The organism is Paenacidovorax caeni (assembly GCF_001298675.1).
Taxonomy (GTDB): Bacteria; Pseudomonadota; Gammaproteobacteria; order Burkholderiales; family Burkholderiaceae_C; genus Paenacidovorax; species Paenacidovorax caeni.
Genome location: NZ_CYIG01000010.1, coordinates 49,083 through 64,642 on the forward strand (window position 1 = coordinate 49,083; position 15,560 = coordinate 64,642).

At 67.0% G+C, this 15,560-nt stretch carries 11 protein-coding genes and 1 tRNA gene; 9 read left to right on the plus strand and 3 right to left on the minus strand.

Translation table 11 applies throughout. The features are described from left to right. Positions 1-222 precede the first annotated feature (222 nt). Positions 223-3,009: a DNA polymerase I gene (gene polA, locus BN2503_RS06560; protein WP_054255851.1), complete on the minus strand. Its 2,787-nt coding sequence runs from the start codon at positions 3,007-3,009 to the stop codon at positions 223-225. Positions 3,010-3,081: 72 nt separating this feature from the next. Between polA and BN2503_RS06565 the strand changes: the two genes are divergently transcribed. The 5 genes from BN2503_RS06565 (at position 3,082) to BN2503_RS06585 (ending at position 7,900) form a co-directional block, all read left to right on the plus strand. Then, entirely contained in the window at positions 3,082-3,501 is a 420-nt protein-coding gene (locus BN2503_RS06565) for a hypothetical protein (protein ID WP_054255888.1), read from the plus strand. A 46-nt stretch (positions 3,502-3,547) separates the two neighbouring features. Beyond that, a complete protein-coding gene (locus BN2503_RS06570; RefSeq protein WP_054255852.1) occupies positions 3,548-3,910 on the plus strand; it encodes a hypothetical protein in 363 nt (120 codons plus the stop codon). Positions 3,911-3,993: 83 nt separating this feature from the next. After that, positions 3,994-4,953 (plus strand): homoserine kinase, encoded by a 960-nt coding sequence (locus BN2503_RS06575; RefSeq protein ID WP_054255853.1) that lies wholly within the window; start codon positions 3,994-3,996, stop codon positions 4,951-4,953. Between the two features lie 10 nt (positions 4,954-4,963). Continuing rightward, on the plus strand, positions 4,964-5,797 hold the full coding sequence (locus BN2503_RS06580) for a BPSS1780 family membrane protein (RefSeq protein ID WP_054255854.1): 834 nt from the start codon (positions 4,964-4,966) through the stop codon (positions 5,795-5,797). Positions 5,798-5,944: 147 nt separating this feature from the next. After that, positions 5,945-7,900 carry a PhoX family protein gene (locus BN2503_RS06585; RefSeq protein WP_054255855.1) on the plus strand — a complete coding sequence of 652 codons (1,956 nt, stop codon included), beginning with the start codon at positions 5,945-5,947 and terminating at the stop codon, positions 7,898-7,900. Positions 7,901-8,244: 344 nt separating this feature from the next. On the opposite strand, the gene BN2503_RS06590 is transcribed toward BN2503_RS06585, so the two are convergent. Together BN2503_RS06590 and BN2503_RS06595 are read right to left on the minus strand one after the other, a co-directional pair. Further along, positions 8,245-9,255 (minus strand): FUSC family protein, encoded by a 1,011-nt coding sequence (locus BN2503_RS06590; RefSeq protein WP_233495019.1) that lies wholly within the window; start codon positions 9,253-9,255, stop codon positions 8,245-8,247. Between the two features lie 260 nt (positions 9,256-9,515). Then, positions 9,516-11,921 carry a UvrD-helicase domain-containing protein gene (locus tag BN2503_RS06595; RefSeq protein WP_054255857.1) on the minus strand — a complete coding sequence of 802 codons (2,406 nt, stop codon included), beginning with the start codon at positions 11,919-11,921 and terminating at the stop codon, positions 9,516-9,518. A 216-nt stretch (positions 11,922-12,137) separates the two neighbouring features. Between BN2503_RS06595 and BN2503_RS06600 the strand changes: the two genes are divergently transcribed. From BN2503_RS06600 to BN2503_RS06615, 4 genes are all read left to right on the plus strand, one after another. Further along, positions 12,138-13,115: a GMP reductase gene (locus BN2503_RS06600; protein WP_054255858.1), complete on the plus strand. Its 978-nt coding sequence runs from the start codon at positions 12,138-12,140 to the stop codon at positions 13,113-13,115. A 121-nt stretch (positions 13,116-13,236) separates the two neighbouring features. Beyond that, the gene (locus BN2503_RS06605) at positions 13,237-14,106 is read left to right on the plus strand and encodes an NAD(P)-dependent oxidoreductase (protein ID WP_054255859.1); all 870 of its coding nucleotides are present in this window, start codon (positions 13,237-13,239) and stop codon (positions 14,104-14,106) included. Positions 14,107-14,184: 78 nt separating this feature from the next. Next, a tRNA-Lys gene (locus BN2503_RS06610) sits at positions 14,185-14,260 on the plus strand. A 65-nt stretch (positions 14,261-14,325) separates the two neighbouring features. Then, positions 14,326-15,555 carry a multidrug effflux MFS transporter gene (locus BN2503_RS06615; RefSeq protein WP_054255860.1) on the plus strand — a complete coding sequence of 410 codons (1,230 nt, stop codon included), beginning with the start codon at positions 14,326-14,328 and terminating at the stop codon, positions 15,553-15,555. The last annotated feature ends 5 nt before the right edge of the window (positions 15,556-15,560 follow it).

A 15,560-nucleotide genomic window follows, 5' to 3' on the forward strand; every position in this document is an offset into this window, starting at 1 on the left:
ATGCGCCGCACGAGGCCCCAGGCCAGCCCCAGCAGCAGCAAAGCCAGCAGGAACTTGCCCAGCGCCGCGACGATGGCGGCGCCCGAGATCAGGCCCACTTGCACGGCAACGTGCGAATCCTTCCGCCAGCAGGACAGCCATCGTCTGCTTGTCGGCCGTGGCTTGCTTGTCGTTCATCGCGTCGTCCTCCGGCATGCGCGCAGCGGGCCGCCCAGGGGCGGCTCAATGGGCTTCTTCCCAATTGCGCCCCACGCCCACTTCGGCCAGCAGCGGCACCTTCAGCGCGGCCACGCCGGCCATGGTGCGCGGCACCTCGCGGCGCAGCCAGTCCACCTCGCTCTCGGGCAGCTCGAACACCAGTTCGTCGTGCACCTGCATGACCATCAGAATCTCGGGCTTCTCGGCATCCAGGCGCGCCTGCACGGCCACCATGGCGCGCTTGATGAGGTCGGCCGCCGTGCCTTGCATGGGCGCGTTGATGGCGGCGCGCTCGGCGGCGGCGCGGCGCGGGCCGTTGGGCGAGTTGATCTCGGGCAGCACCAGGCGGCGGCCAAACACGGTTTCCACGTAGCCCAGCGACTTGGCGCGGGCCTTGGTTTCCTCCATGTACTGCTGCACGCCGGGGTAGCGCTCGAAGTAGCGCTGGATGTAGTTCTTGGCGGCCTGGTTGTCCAGGCCCAAATTCTTGGCCAGGCCAAAGCTGCTCATGCCGTAGATGAGGCCGAAGTTGATGACCTTGGCATAGCGGCGCTGCTCATTGCTGACCTGGTCCACGGGCACGCCGAACACCTCGGCGGCCGTGGCGCGGTGCACGTCCAGGCCGTGCTGGAAGGCGTGCAGCAGCGACTGGTCGCCGCTGATGTGGGCCATGATGCGCAGCTCGATCTGGCTGTAGTCGGCGCTGGCGATGACGCGCCCCGGCGGTGCCACGAAGGCCTCGCGGATGCGCCGCCCCTCGGGCGTGCGCACGGGGATGTTCTGCAGGTTCGGCTCGTTGCTGGACAGGCGCCCGGTCACGGCCACGGCCTGCGCGTAGTGCGTGTGCACGCGCCCGGTGCGCGGCAGTGCCAGCGCACCGAGCTTGTCGGTGTAAGTGCCTTTGAGCTTGGTGAGGCTGCGGTGCTCCAGCAGCTTGGCGGGCAGCGGATAGTCCTCGGCCAGCTTTTCCAGCACTTCTTCATCGGTGCTGCGCGCGCCGGTGGCAGTTTTCTTCACCACCGGCATGCCGAGCTTGTCGAAGAAGATTTCGCCGAGCTGCTTGGGGCTGGAGAGGTTGAAGGGCTGGCCGGCGATCTCGTAGGCCTCGGTCTCCAGCTGCAGGATGCGCTGGCCCAGCTCGTGGCTCTGCTGCGCGAGCAAGGCGGCATCGATCAGCACGCCGTTGCGCTCCATGCGGAACAGGGTTTCACTGCTGGCCATCTCCAGCTCGTAAATGGCGCGCAGGCGCTCGTTGGCCTGCAGCAGCGGCCACAGGGCCTGGTGCACTTCGAGCGTCTGGTCGGAGTCCTCGCAGGAGTAGGCCGCAGCCTTGTCCACCGGCACCTGGGCGAACGGGATCTGGTGCGCGCCCTTGCCGCACAGGTCCTCGTAATTCAGTCCCTTGCGGCCGGTGTGGCGCTCGGCCAGGCTGGCCAGGTTGTGCGGCTTGTGCACTTCGAGCACGTAGCTCTGCAGCATGGTGTCGTGGCGGTAGCCGCGCACCTCGATGCCGTGGTTGGCGAGCACGTGGCGGTCGTACTTGATGTGCTGGCCCAGCTTGGCGTGGCGCGCGTCCTCCAGCCAGGGCTTGAGGCGCGCCAGCACCTCATCGAGCGGCAGCTGCGCCGGGGTGTCTGGCCCCTCGTGGCGCAGCGGAATGTAGGCGGCCTCGCCCGGCTGCACGCTGAAGGAGATGCCGACGATCTGCGCGCGCATGGCGTCGAGCGAGTCGGTCTCGGTGTCCAGCGCCACCAGGTCGGCTTTCAGCAACCGGGCCAGCCACTGGTCGAAATCGGCCCAGTTCAGGATGGTGTCGTACACCACGCTGCGCTGCTGCGCCGCCTCGGCCACGGGGCTGGCGCTGTGGTCGGCGAACAGGTCGCCGCTCTCGCCCGGCATGGCCACGGCGGGGGTAGGCGCCGGGCGGGCCTCCTGCAGCGCGCGCGCCAGGCCCTTGAAGCCGTATTTTTCATAAAAACTGGCCAAAGCGCCCGTCTGCTGTGCGCCAACAGCTATCGAATCAAGAGCAGGCAAACCGGCCACATGCCCGCTCAGGTCGCAGTCGGTCTTGATGGTGACGAGCTGGCGCCCGGTGGGCAGCCAGTCCAGCGTGGCGCGCAGGTTCTCGCCGGCCACGCCCTTGATCTCGCCCGCGCGGGCCATGAGCGCATCGAGCGAGCCGTACTCGCCCAGCCACTTGGCCGCCGTCTTGGGGCCGACCTTGGGCACGCCCGGCACGTTGTCCACCGCGTCGCCCACCAGGGCCTGGAAGTCGATCATCCGCTCGGGCGGCACGCCAAACTCGGCCGTCACCCCGGCCACGTCGCGCTTTTTGCCATTCATGGTGTCGATGATGGTGATGCGCTCGTTCACCAGCTGGCTCAGGTCCTTGTCGCCGCTAGAGATGACCACCTGCACGCCCTGCCGCGCGGCCATGCAGGCCAGGGTGCCGATCACGTCGTCGGCCTCGACGCCGGGAATCGCCAGCACCGTCCAGCCCAGCAGGCGCACCACCTCGTGGATTGGCTCGATCTGCGCACGCAGCGCCTCGGGCATGGCCGGGCGCTGCGCCTTGTACTCAGGGTAGATGGCGTCGCGGAAGGTAGGGCCGCTGGCGTCGAACACGCACACCGCGTAGTCGGCCGCCACCTCTTTCTTCAGGGCCTGCAGCATATTGACCATGCCGCGGATGGCGCCCGTGGGGCTACTGCTCGGGTCGCCCGGCACGGCACGCAGGTCGGGCATGGCGTGGAAGGCGCGGTACAGGTAGCTGGAACCATCGACCAGCACCAAGGTTTTGTCTTGCGTCATGGGGGACGATTGTCACCGCAAGGAAAAGGCTTCGTGCAACGGCACAATCCGCCGATGCCGAAGGAAACCGCGATGAAAAAACTCCTGCCCCTGCTGCTGGCCGGCGCCTGCACCCTTACCCTGGCCGAACCGGTCTTCCAGAACGTGCCCGAGGTGCTGCAAAAACCCCTGCTGGGCAACGGCCTCACGGCCGCGCGCATGCAACAGGGTGTGCTGCAGCTGCAAATGGGCAAGCCCGAGGTCACCGAGCTGGTGTACGCCACCTTCGTCTTCCATAGCATCTGCGCCCCGCAGTGGCGCCAGCCGCAGGCCTTTGCCCAGGCAGGCCTGGCGCGCGTGGAGCTGCTCAACGCCGATGCCAGCCAGGGCTACGCCTTCGACGCGCGCGGCGACGTGTGCGCCCGCATGGGCCAGATGGGCCAGAACTACCGCGGCCTAATCACCCAGCACACCAGCGCCTGCACGGCCCAGAGCTGCCCGCCGCAGCGCTGAGCGCCGGGGCGGGGCGCGCCCCTACGCACCCGCCTACAATCGCGCCATGCGCGCCGTTTCCATCCCCCTCCTGCTGCTGGCCTGCCTGGCCAGCACCTCCGTACTTGCCCAAAATATGGGCCAAAACAGCACCGAAGGCGCGCCAGACAAGCGCCAGCAGCTACAAAGAGATGAGCAAAAAGACCCACGCCTGAACCAGCGTGCCGAGCGCATCCAGGTCGAGGACGAAGGCAGCCGCGTGAACGAGCTGCGCGTGGGCGGCCAGACCCAGACCATCACCGTGCAGCCCAAGACCGGCGAACTGCCGGCCTACGAGGTGCAGCCTGGCACCCAGAGTCCGCACACCCGCAGCCGCAGCGACAGCACCGACACCAATGGCCCGCGCGTGTGGAACGTGCTCAAGTTCTGAAGCACACCCCCTCTCCACCCTCCCCCTCTTCTTCACCGACCGATTTTCCGGATTGCAGGCGCCCTGGCGCGCCCGTTCGCACCATGGCTGTTTTCACCGAAGTTTCCGAAGACGCAGCGCAGACGCTGCTGCAACGCCTGTCCCTGGGCCAACTCACGGGCCTGCGCGGCATCGAGGGCGGCATCGAGAACACCAACTACTTCCTCAGCACCGACAAGGGAGAATGGGTGCTGACCCTGTTCGAGCGCCTGAGCGCCGAGCAGTTGCCCTTCTACCTGTACCTGATGAAGCACCTGGCGCACAAGGGCATCCCCGTGCCCGATCCGCAGGCCGACCACGAGAGCGGCGACATCCTGCACCAGGTGTGCGGCAAGCCCGCCGCCATCGTGCAGAAGCTCGCGGGCAAAAGCCAGTTGGCCCCCGCTGCCGTGCACTGCGAGGCCGTGGGCGCCATGCTGGCGCGCATGCACCTGGCGGGGCGCGACTACGAACGCAGCCAGCCCAACCTGCGCGGCCTGCCCTGGTGGAACGAGACCGTGCCCGTGGTGCTACCCTACCTGCAGGAGGCCCAGAGCACCTTGCTGCGCGCCGAGCTGGCATACCAGAACCACGTGGCCGCCAGCAGCAGCTACGCGGCGCTGCCGCGCGGCCCGGTGCATGCCGACCTGTTCCGCGACAACGTGATGTTCGACGGCGAGCGGCTCACGGGCTTTTTCGACTTCTATTTCGCCGGGGTGGACACCTTCCTGTTCGACCTGGCCGTATGCCTGAACGACTGGTGCGTGGACTTGCCCACGGGCAGGCATGACGCCCCGCGCGCCCAGGCCATGCTGGCGGCTTACCAGGCAGTGCGCCCGCTCACCGCTGCCGAGCGCACGTTGCTGCCTGCCATGGCACGTGCGGGTGCGCTGCGCTTTTGGATCTCGCGCCTGTGGGATTTCCACCTGCCGCGCGAGGCCAGCATGCTGAAGCCCCACGACCCGGGGCACTTCGAGCGCGTGCTGCGCGAGCGCATTGCCCACCCCCTGCACATGGACGCATAGACTCCAGGCCATGAAACTTCGCATCGTCCCCGCCTACACCGGCGTGAAATGGGTACAGCTTGGCGTGCGCGCGTTCTGGCGCCAGCCGCTGGCGCTGGCGGCGCTGTTTTTCATGACCATGGCCGCGATGTCGCTGGCCACGCTGGTGCCGCTGGTGGGCGCACCCATTGCCCTGGCGCTGCTGCCTGCCGCCACGCTGGCCATGATGGTGGCCACGGCCGAGGCGCAGCAGGGGCGCTTTCCCACGCCCGCCTTGCTGCTGGTGGCGTTTCGCACCGGGCAACGGCGCCTGCGCGCCATGCTGGCGCTGGGCGGCATGTACGCGGTGGGCTTCCTGGGCATCATGGGCCTGTCGGCGTTGGTGGATGGCGGGCAGTTCGCCCAGGTTTACTTCGGTGGCGCCAAGCTGACGCCAGAAGTGGCCGAGAGCCCTGCCTTCCAGGGCGCGATGTGGCTGTCGGTGCTGCTGTACCTGCCGCTGTCGCTGCTGTTCTGGCACGCGCCCGGCCTGGTGCACTGGCACGGCGTGCCACCGGTCAAGGCGCTGTTCTTCAGCCTCGTGGCCTGCGTGCGCAACTTCGGCGCCTTCATGGTTTTTGGCCTGGCCTGGATGGGTGTGTTTCTGGCTGCGGGCATGGTGGTGGCGCTGGTCACCGGGCTGCTGTCACTGGCCGTCGGCACCGCCGCCGGGGGCCTCATGGTCGGCGCGGCCATGGTGCTGGCGGCCATGTTCTTCAGCTCGGTGGTGTTCACCTTCCGCGACTGTTTCGAGCCGCCCGAGGAATACCTGCAGGCGGCGCCCGCACCCGCCACGGAAGACGCGCCCCCGCCACCAGCGGACTGAGCGCCCCGCCCCCTGCACGAAACCCGGCCCTGGCCGGGTTTTTCTTTGCCTTCATGGAAATGTCACACGGCGTTCCTAGCATGCGCCGTGGAAGCCGTGATGGACGGCGCCCGCACCTTCCGTTCTTGACCACATAACGACCCCACCATGTCCCAACCGACCCAGCCTACACGCCGCAAGGCCCTGCAATTCCTGGCCAGCGCCCCGCTGCTGCCCCTCGGCTCCACTGCTACGGCCGCCCTGCTGGCCACGGGTTGCGGCGGCGGTGACGGCAGCAGCGCCGCTTTCGCCTCGGCCTCCTTCACCTCGATGGCCGCCCCCACACTGGCCAACCCGGCCGCCATGGCCACCACCACGGTGGGCTCGGCGCTGAATGTGAAGTTCAGCGACGGCAGCTCGCAGTCGTACCAGCTGGCCTACCAGCCTTTCTTCATCACGGGCGATCTGGTGTCCGATGGCAAGGGCGGCAAGGTGCTGGCCGGCGGCTACGTGGACATCAACAACCAGCCCATCATCGACAAGAGCGTGGCCGGCGCCGAGCGCCAGTTCTTCTCTGACGCGCCCGACGGCACCTCGCTGCTCACCGTGCCCAATGCCAAGGTAGATGGCGTGAAGGGCAAGCCGGTGTTCGCCGTGGTGCAGTTTGAGTACACCACCTGGGCGCAGGACGGCAAGACCGACATGTACGGCAAGCTGCCCTCGCCCATCGCCGTGCTGACGCTGGACCAGGACCAGACCACCGGCAAGCTGAGCCTGGTGAAGTACCACAACGTGGACACCTCCAAGGTGCACGGCCTGTGGATCACCTGCGGCGCCAGCCTGTCGCCCTGGGGCACCCACCTGTCGAGCGAGGAATACGAGCCCGATGCCTTCAGCATCGCCAGCAACGCCATGTTCCAGGCCTACAGCCAGAACCTGTACGGCGACGCCACCAAGGCCAACCCCTACCACTATGGCCACATGCCCGAAGTCATCGTCAACCCCGACGGCACGGGCAGCATCAAGAAGCACTTCTGCATGGGCCGCATTTCGCACGAGCTGGTGCAGGTCATGCCCGACCAGCGTACGGCGCTGATGGGTGACGACGCCACCAACAGCGCCTACTTCGTGTTCGTGGCCGACCGGGAAAAGGATCTGTCCTCCGGCACCCTGTACGCCGCCAAGGTGGGTGCGGGCTTCTCGATCGACCCCGCAGCCACCGGCGCAGCAGCGCTCACCTGGATCAAGCTCGGCTCCGCCACCAGCGCCGAAATCGAGCAACTGGCCAACACGCTCAAGCCCACGGACATCATGACCGTGGTGAAGGCCGACCCGAACGACGCCAGCTTCACCAAGATCGTCGCCAACGGCAAGACCGAGTGGATCAAGATCAACCCCGGCATGGACAAGGCCGCCGCCTTCCTCGAAACCCACCGCTACGCCGCCTACCGCGGCGCCAGCATGGGCTTCTCGAAGATGGAAGGCACGACCGTCAACATCCAGGACAAGGTGGCCTACTCCGCCCTGCAAAACTGCCAGGACTCCATGGTGGCCGGCAACGCCGCCAACGTGCCGGGCAACGGTGTCTCCATCCCCAAGACGCTGAAGGCCGGTGCCGTGATGGCGCTCAACCTCCGCGGTGGCCTGAAGGACACGGCCGGCGGCGCCATCAACAGCGACTGGATGCCCGTGGACCTGAAGGCGCTGCTGGTCGGCGAAGACATAGCCGCCGACGCCCTGGGCAACACGGCCAACCCCAACAAGGTGGCCAACCCGGACAACCTGAAGTTCTCGGAAAAGATGCGCACCCTGTTCATCGGCGAGGACAGCAGCCAGCACGTCAACAACTTCCTGTGGGCCTACCACATCGACACCAAGCAGCTGTCGCGCGTCATGTCGATCCCCGCGGGCGGCGAATCCACCGGCCTGCACGCCGTGGACGAGATCAACGGCTGGACCTACATCATGAGCAACTTCCAGCACGCTGGCGACTGGGGTGGCATCCACAACGTGGTCAAGAACACGCTGGATCCGCTGGTCAAGGCCAACTATCGTGACAAGGCCGGCGCGGCCGTGGGCTACCTCACCGGCACGCCTACGCAGATGAACCTGGCGAAGTCGTAAGACGCAGCGGCCGCATGGCCTGCTAGCACCACGGGGGCTTAGAGCCTGTTCACGATCTTTTCATAGTGCCCGTTGCCCCGCAAAAGTGGCAGGTGCAAGGCGCAAAGCGCAGCCGGGCTGGTGGCCCGGCGAGCCTTTGCAACGCCGCAGATGCCACTTTTGCGGGGCAACCCGAAGGGCAAGGCAGCAAAAAGCCGCACTCGGCGTTGCGCACCTTGGCCAGGCCGCCAGCATGGCCTGCGGCACGCGCCTAGATTGCGGCTTTTTGCTGCCTTGCGGGCACTATGAAAAGATCGTGAACAGGCTCTTAGGGCCCCGTTCTTTTTGGGTCTCTGGCAGTGGCCTCAGCGTTCCCGGCTGCGGTGGGCATGCAAATGCACCCGGTCATCCACGCTGGAGAACACCACGGCCGCCACAATGCCCAGGGCCGCACCGAGGATGGTGTCGAGCACGCGCTCAACCGGCATGCTGGCGCTGGCCGCAGGCGCGGCCAGGGAGGTCATCAGCAAGGCCATTGGCGTCACCGTGATCTGGCCCAGCGCGTAGTTGAAGCCGATCACCACCTCGGTGAGGAACTGAAACACCACGATAGCCGCCACCACCGCCCAGAACGGCGGGTGCTGCGCCAGCACGGCCCAAACCACGAACGCCCCCACCACCGTGCCCGCCATGCGCTGCAGCGCGCGGTTCATGGTGACATGCAGGTGCCCGCCCTGCATCACGGCCGTGGCGCCAATGGCGGCCCATGCCGGGTGCTGCCAGCTGGCGGCGTGGGCGATCAGCGCCGCCAGGCCCGCCACCAAGGCGATGCGGGCGCCCGCAATTGCCACGTGGGGCAGCGACGGCACATGGGCTGGCGGCAGGCGCAGGCCGGTGAGGCCAGGTGCGCGCAAAGGGTCCGTGAGCCAGCAAGTTGCCCAGGCCAGGGCACCGCCTGCGGCCGTGGCCAGCGTGCGCAGGAGCACGGCCTCCAGCGTCGGTGCCGGTGCGAGCGCGGCCCCGGCCGCGAACACGATGATCACGGCCCCAGGGCCGCCCAGTTGCCAGTGCGCCACCGCCACGGTCGAGCCCCCAGCCACCAGCGCCAACACGAGCACCAGCACCACCGCGGACGCGCCGAGCAGCGACGCCAGCGACGGCAAAAGCACCGCCAACGTCAGCAACGCGGCGCAGATGGCCACGATGCGCATGCGCTGGCGCCCCACGGGCGCGAAACGCCCGAACAACGCGGCCAGTGCCCCCAGGGCCGGAAAGCCCACCAGCTGCGGCCAGGACGAGAAATGCACCGCCACGATGGCCACCAGCACCGCCAGCGCCGACTGCAGCCCTGCCACGCAGGCGATGTGCAAGGACACAGGCGGAGCAATGGCCAGGCTCTCTTGCCACTGCGCCGGGCTCAGCAAATGCCGCGCCGCATGCTTGCGCGTGGGGCGCAGAGCCGGTGCCGCTGCGGCAGTTAGCCGACGCCGCGCCGAAGACCGACGCGCGGCGGAGGATGGCCCGGATTTTCTACGTTGCCCCCGTCATTGACCGATCTCCCGCACAAGCCTGCCACGCAGGCCACGATTCCATACGCCCCGGGCGGGCGCCCGGCAGGCGCCGCGCCGTGGCGGCCCTACTCCACCACCGTGAGCTTGGCCACCGACAGCGCCAGCCACTTGGTGCCGTGGCGCGGGAAGTGCACCTGCGCGCGCGCGTCATCCCCCTGGCCCTCGATGGCCAGCACCTTGCCTTCGCCAAACTTGGTGTGGAACACGGCGAGCCCAGCGCGCAGGCCGTGCGACGTGGCCTTGGAGGACGCCGGCGATGCGCTGGCAAAGGTTTCCGATTTGAAGCCAAATCGCCCTCCAGCGCTTGCCCCATAAGCGCTACCAGCTCCTGAATTGGGAGCAAAAGAACCAAAGCCCTGCTGCTTGGGCGTGATCCACTTGAGCGCTTCCTCGGGCAGTTCGTCGAAGAAGCGGCTCTTGACGTTGTAGCGCGTCTGGCCATGCAGCAGGCGCGTTTGCGCGTGGCTCAGGTACAGGCGCTGGCGCGCGCGGGTGATGGCCACGTACATCAGGCGGCGCTCTTCCTCCAGGCCATCGCGGTCGCTGGAGGCGTTGTCGTGCGGGAACAGGCCCTCTTCCAGCCCACCGATGAACACGGCGTCGAACTCCAGCCCCTTGCTGGCGTGCACGGTCATGAGCTGCACGGCGTCTTGCCCGGCCTGGGCCTGGTTGTCGCCCGCTTCCAGCGCGGCATGGGTGAGGAAAGCGACCAGGGGCGAGAGGGTCTCGCCGGTGTCGGCGTCGATGATGCCGGCAGTGGGGCGCAGCGGTTCGTCGAGCCGCGGCGCGTCCGGATCCAGGCCCTGGCTGACAGGGCTTTGCGTGAGCGACTGGCCGTGCTCGTCCAGCGGCAGGGCCACGGCGTCGCGGCCAAAGCCTTCCTGGGTGACGAAGCTCTCGGCGGCGTTGACCAGTTCCTGCAGGTTCTCGATACGGTCGGCGCCCTCCTTCTCGGTGCGGAAGTGCTCCACCAGCCCGCTGGATTCGAGCATCTGCTCGATGATGCCGCGCAGCGACAGGCCCTGCGTCTGCTCGCGCAGCACATCAACCAGCGCCACGAACGCGCCCAGGTTGGCGCCCGCCTTGCCGGGCACGGCGCTCACCGCGTCGTGCAGCGAACAGCCGGCCTGGCGCGCGGCGTCCTGCAGCACCTCCAGCGTGCGCGCACCAATACCGCGCGGCGGGAAGTTGACCACGCGCAAAAAGCTGGTGTCGTCGTGCGGGTTCTCCAGCAGGCGCAGGTAGGCCAGCGCGTGCTTGATTTCGGCGCGCTCGAAGAAGCGCAGGCCGCCGTACACACGGTAAGGCACGCTGGCGTTGAAGAGCTGAGATTCGATCACCCGGCTTTGCGCGTTGCTGCGGTAGAGCACGGCGATTTCCTTGCGCGCGAAGCCGTCGTTCTTCACCAGTTGCCGGATTTCATCGACCATCCACTGCGCCTCGGCCAGGTCGGTGGCGGCTTCGTACACGCGCACGGGCTCGCCCGCGCCTTGCGTGGTGCGCAGGTTCTTGCCCAGGCGGCGGCTGTTGTGGCTGATGAGGTGGTTGGCCGAGTCGAGGATATTGCTGTAGCTGCGGTAGTTCTGCTCCAGCTTGATCTGGTGCTGCACGGCGAACTCGCGCACGAAGTCCGCCATGTTGCCCACGCGCGCGCCGCGAAAGGCGTAGATGCTCTGGTCGTCGTCGCCCACGGCCATCACGCAGCCGTGGCTTTGCAAGCGGCCTTCCGCCTCGTCGCCCGCCATCTGCTTGAGCCACAGGTACTGCAGGCGGTTGGTGTCCTGGAACTCATCCACCAGGATGTGGCGAAAGCGCCGCTGGTAGTGCGCGCGGATGGGGTCGTGGTCGCGCAGCAGTTCGTAGCTGCGCAGCATGAGCTCGCCGAAATCGACCACGCCTTCGCGCTGGCATTGCGCCTCGTAGAGCGCATAGATCTCCACCTTCTTGCGGCTGTCGGCATCGTGCGCGGGCACGTCGCGCGGGCGCAGGCCCTCTTCCTTGCAGTTGGCGATGAAGTAGGCCAGTTGCTTGGGCGGAAAGCGCTCCTCGTCCACGTTGAACTGCTTGCACAGGCGCTTGATGGCCGAGAGCTGGTCCTGCGTGTCGAGGATCTGGAACGCCTGCGGCAGGTTCGCCGCCTTGTGGTGCGCGCGCAGCAGGCGGTTGCACAGGCCGTGGAAGGTGCCGATCCACATGCCGCGCACGTTCACCGGCAGCATGGCCGTGAGGCGCGCCACCATTTCCTTGGCGGCCTTGTTGGTGAAGGTCACGGCCAGGATGCCCCCCGGCGTGGCGTGGCCGTTTTGCAGCAGCCAGGCGATACGCGTGGTGAGCACGCGCGTCTTGCCCGAGCCCGCACCGGCCAGGATGAGCGCATGGCCCGAAGGCAGGGTGACCGCGGCGAGCTGCTCGGGGTTGAGGCCCTGCAGCAGCGGCGCGGCAGGGGCGGAAAGCGGATCAGGGGAATACATGCGGGGATTGTAGAAACCCCCTCGCACCCCACAGGGGCGGGCAGGTATAGAATCAATCACCGGGCCCAAGTTTCTTGACGCCCGGTTTTTTTGTGCCTGTGCAACCAGGGTTCGGTGCCAGCTTGTACGCTGCCACCCACAAAGCCGGTCCCAAGCCAAGCGCCCCACGCTGCCGAAATGGTTCGGCAGCGCCTTTTCAAAGGAGCTTGGAATCTCATGGAAATCTTCGACTACGACAACATCCTGCTGCTGCCGCGCAAGTGCCGCGTGGAGAGCCGCTCGGAGTGCGACACCAGCGTGGAGCTGGGCGGACGCAGTTTTCGCATCCCGGCCGTGCCCGCCAACATGAAAACGGTGGTGGACGAGCGCATCTGCACCTGGCTGGCACAAAACGGCTACTTCTACGTGATGCACCGCTTTGATCTGGACAACGTGCAGTTCGTCAAGGACATGCACGCCAAGGACTGCTTCGCCTCGATCTCGCTGGGCGTGAAGCAGCCCGACTACGAGACCGTGGACCGCTTCGTGGCCGAGGGCATCACGCCCGAATACATCACCATCGACATTGCCCACGGCCACTCGGACAACGTGAAGAACATGATCCAGTACCTCAAGGCCAAGCTGCCCAAGGCGTTCGTCATCGCCGGCAACGTGGGCACGCCCGAGGCGGTGATCGACCTGGAGAACTGGGGCGCCGACGCCACCAAGGTGGGTATCGGCCCCGGCAAGGTCTGCATCACCAAGCTCAAGACGGGCTTCGGCACCGGCGGCTGGCAGTTGTCGGCCGTGAAATGGTGCGCGCGCGTGGCGACCAAGCCCATCATCGCCGACGGCGGCATCCGCAGCCACGGCGACATCGCCAAGAGCATCCGCTTCGGCGCCACCATGATCATGGTGGGCTCGCTGTTCGCGGGCCACGAGGAGTCGCCGGGCAAGACCGTCGAGGTCGATGGCGAGCTGTTCAAGGAGTACTACGGCTCGGCCTCCGACTTCAACAAGGGCGAATACAAGCACGTGGAAGGCAAGCGCATCCTGGAGCCCATCAAGGGCAAGCTGGCCGAGACACTGGTGGAAATGCAGCAGGACATCCAGAGCTCCATCAGCTACGCCGGCGGCAAGAAGCTGATGGACATCCGCAAGGTGAACTACGTCATCCTCGGCGGCGACAACGCGGGCGAGCACCTGCTGATGTAAACGTGGGCGGCAGCCCTACGAACGGGCGCCGACCACTCTGGGCGGGCTCTTGGATTCATACCAAAAATGGCCTCCAGCGCCCACCCATAAAGCGCTAACAGCTATGTAAAAAGGAGCAAACATGGACATCGCCATGCTCGGCACCGGGCGCATGGGGTTTCCCATGGCGCGGCGGCTGTGCCAGGCCGGACACACCGTGCACGTCTGGAACCGCGACGCGGACAAGGCCCACCCCCTGGCCGCCGATGGCGCCGTGCCGCATGCCAGCGCCGCCAGCGCAGCGGCGGCCGGTGAAATCGTCATAAGCATGCTGCTGGACGGCCCCGCCGTGGCCAGCGTGCTGTTCGAGCACGGTGCCGCAGCCGCCATGCGGCCCGGCACGCTGTTCGTGGACATGGCCTCGATCCAGCCTGCACAAGCGCGTACGCACGCGGACCGGCTGGCGCAACGCGGTATTGGTGCGCTCGACGCGCCGGTGTCCGGCGGCACCGTTGGCGCCGAGGCGGGTACGCTGGCCATCATGGTCGGCGGCAGCGCGACCGACTTCGCGCGTGCCCAGCCGCTGTTGCAGGTGCTGGGCCGTGCCACGCACGTCGGCCCGCATGGTGCCGGGCAGCTCGCCAAGCTGGCCAACCAGATGATCGTGGGCATCACCATCGGCGCCGTCGCCGAGGCGCTGCTGCTTGCCGCCAAGGGTGGCGCCGACATGGCCAAGGTGCGCGAGGCCATTACTGGCGGCTTCGCCGACAGCCGCATCCTGCAGTTGCACGGCCAGCGCATGGTGGAGCGCGACTTCGCGCCGCGCGGGCGCATGACGGTGCAGCTCAAGGACATGCGCAACGCCCTGGCAACGGCGCACGAGCTGGGCTTCGAGGCCCCGGTGACCCAACTCTTTGAATCGCTCTACGCCGACGCCGTAGCGCACGGCCTGGACGACCTGGACCACAGCGGGCTATTCGTCGAGCTGGCCCGCCGCAACGCGATGGCATAATTTTTTCGGGCACTTTTTTCTGCTGCCGCAAAAATTCGTGCATAATTCGTGGCTCTGCTGCAGTGCAACTGCAGCAAAGGGCTCTTAGCTCAGTTGGTAGAGCAGCGGACTCTTAATCCGTTGGTCGAAGGTTCGAATCCTTCAGGGCCCACCAAAATAACCGAAGATAAAGCACTTGCCGAGAAGTCGGCAGGTGCTTTTTTCTTTTCCCTCTCAAACATGCATCCCCAAGCCCAAGCACTATGGCGCGGCCCGCGCTGGATCCTTGCCATCTTGCTGGCCCTGCTGGGCATGGTGGGGCCGTTCTCGATCGACACCTACCTGCCGGCCTTCCCGGCCATCACCCAAGCGCTGCAGGCCACCCCGGTGGAAATGCAGCAAACGCTGTCGGCCTACCTGTTCGCCTTCGCCTTCATGGCGCTATTCCATGGCGCGCTGTCGGACAGCCTGGGACGCCGGCCCGTGGTGCTGTGGGGCCTGGCAGTGTTCACCCTGGCCTCGGCGGGCTGTGCGCTATCGGACAGCATTGGGGCGCTGGTGCTGTTCCGCGCGCTGCAGGGCCTGTCCGCCGGCGCGGGCATTGTGGTGTCGCGCGCCGTCATCCGTGACATGTTCCCACCGGCCCAGGCGCAGCAGGTGATGAGCCAGGTCACCATTTTCTTCGGCGTGGCACCGGCCATCGCTCCCATCGTCGGCGGCTGGTTGGCGGTGCACCTGGGCTGGCACAGCGTCTTCTGGTTTCTCACCGGTGTAGGCGTGTGCTTGTGGCTGGCCAATTACCGCTGGCTGCCCGAGTCGCTCCCCCCCAGCGAGCGCCAGCCCATCCATTTCGGCCATCTGCTGCGTGGCTACTGGGAACTGGGGACCAGCCCGCGCTTCATGCTGTTGGCACTGGCCAGCGGCATTCCGTTCAACGGTATGTTCCTGTACGTGCTGTCGGCCCCGGCCTTCCTCGGCGGCGTGCTGGGGCTGGAGCCCACGCAGTTCTTCTGGTTCTTCCTGGTCACCATCTCGGGCATCATGGGCGGCGCCTGGATGAGTGGCCGCCTGGCGGGTCGCATCGCGCCAAAGCGCCAGATCCGCCACGGTTTTCTCATCATGCTGTTGATCGCGGCACTGAACCTCGTGGCCAACCTGCTGCTGGCACCACATGTGCTCTGGGCCCTGCTGCCCATCGGCATCTTCTCGTTCGGCTGGGCGCTGATGGTGCCCGTGGTCACGCTGCTGGTGCTGGACCTGCACCCGCAGCGCCGCGGCATGGCGTCGTCACTGCAGGCCTTCGTCGGCTCCACGGCCAACGGCATCGTGGCGGGCATGGTGGCGCCGCTGGTGATGTATTCCGCCGTGGCACTGGCCAGCGTCTCGCTGCTGCTGATGCTCATTGGCCTGGTGGCATGGATCTACCTGCACCACCGCTGGCCGGACATCGGCCGCCATTCCACGCATTGAGGGTG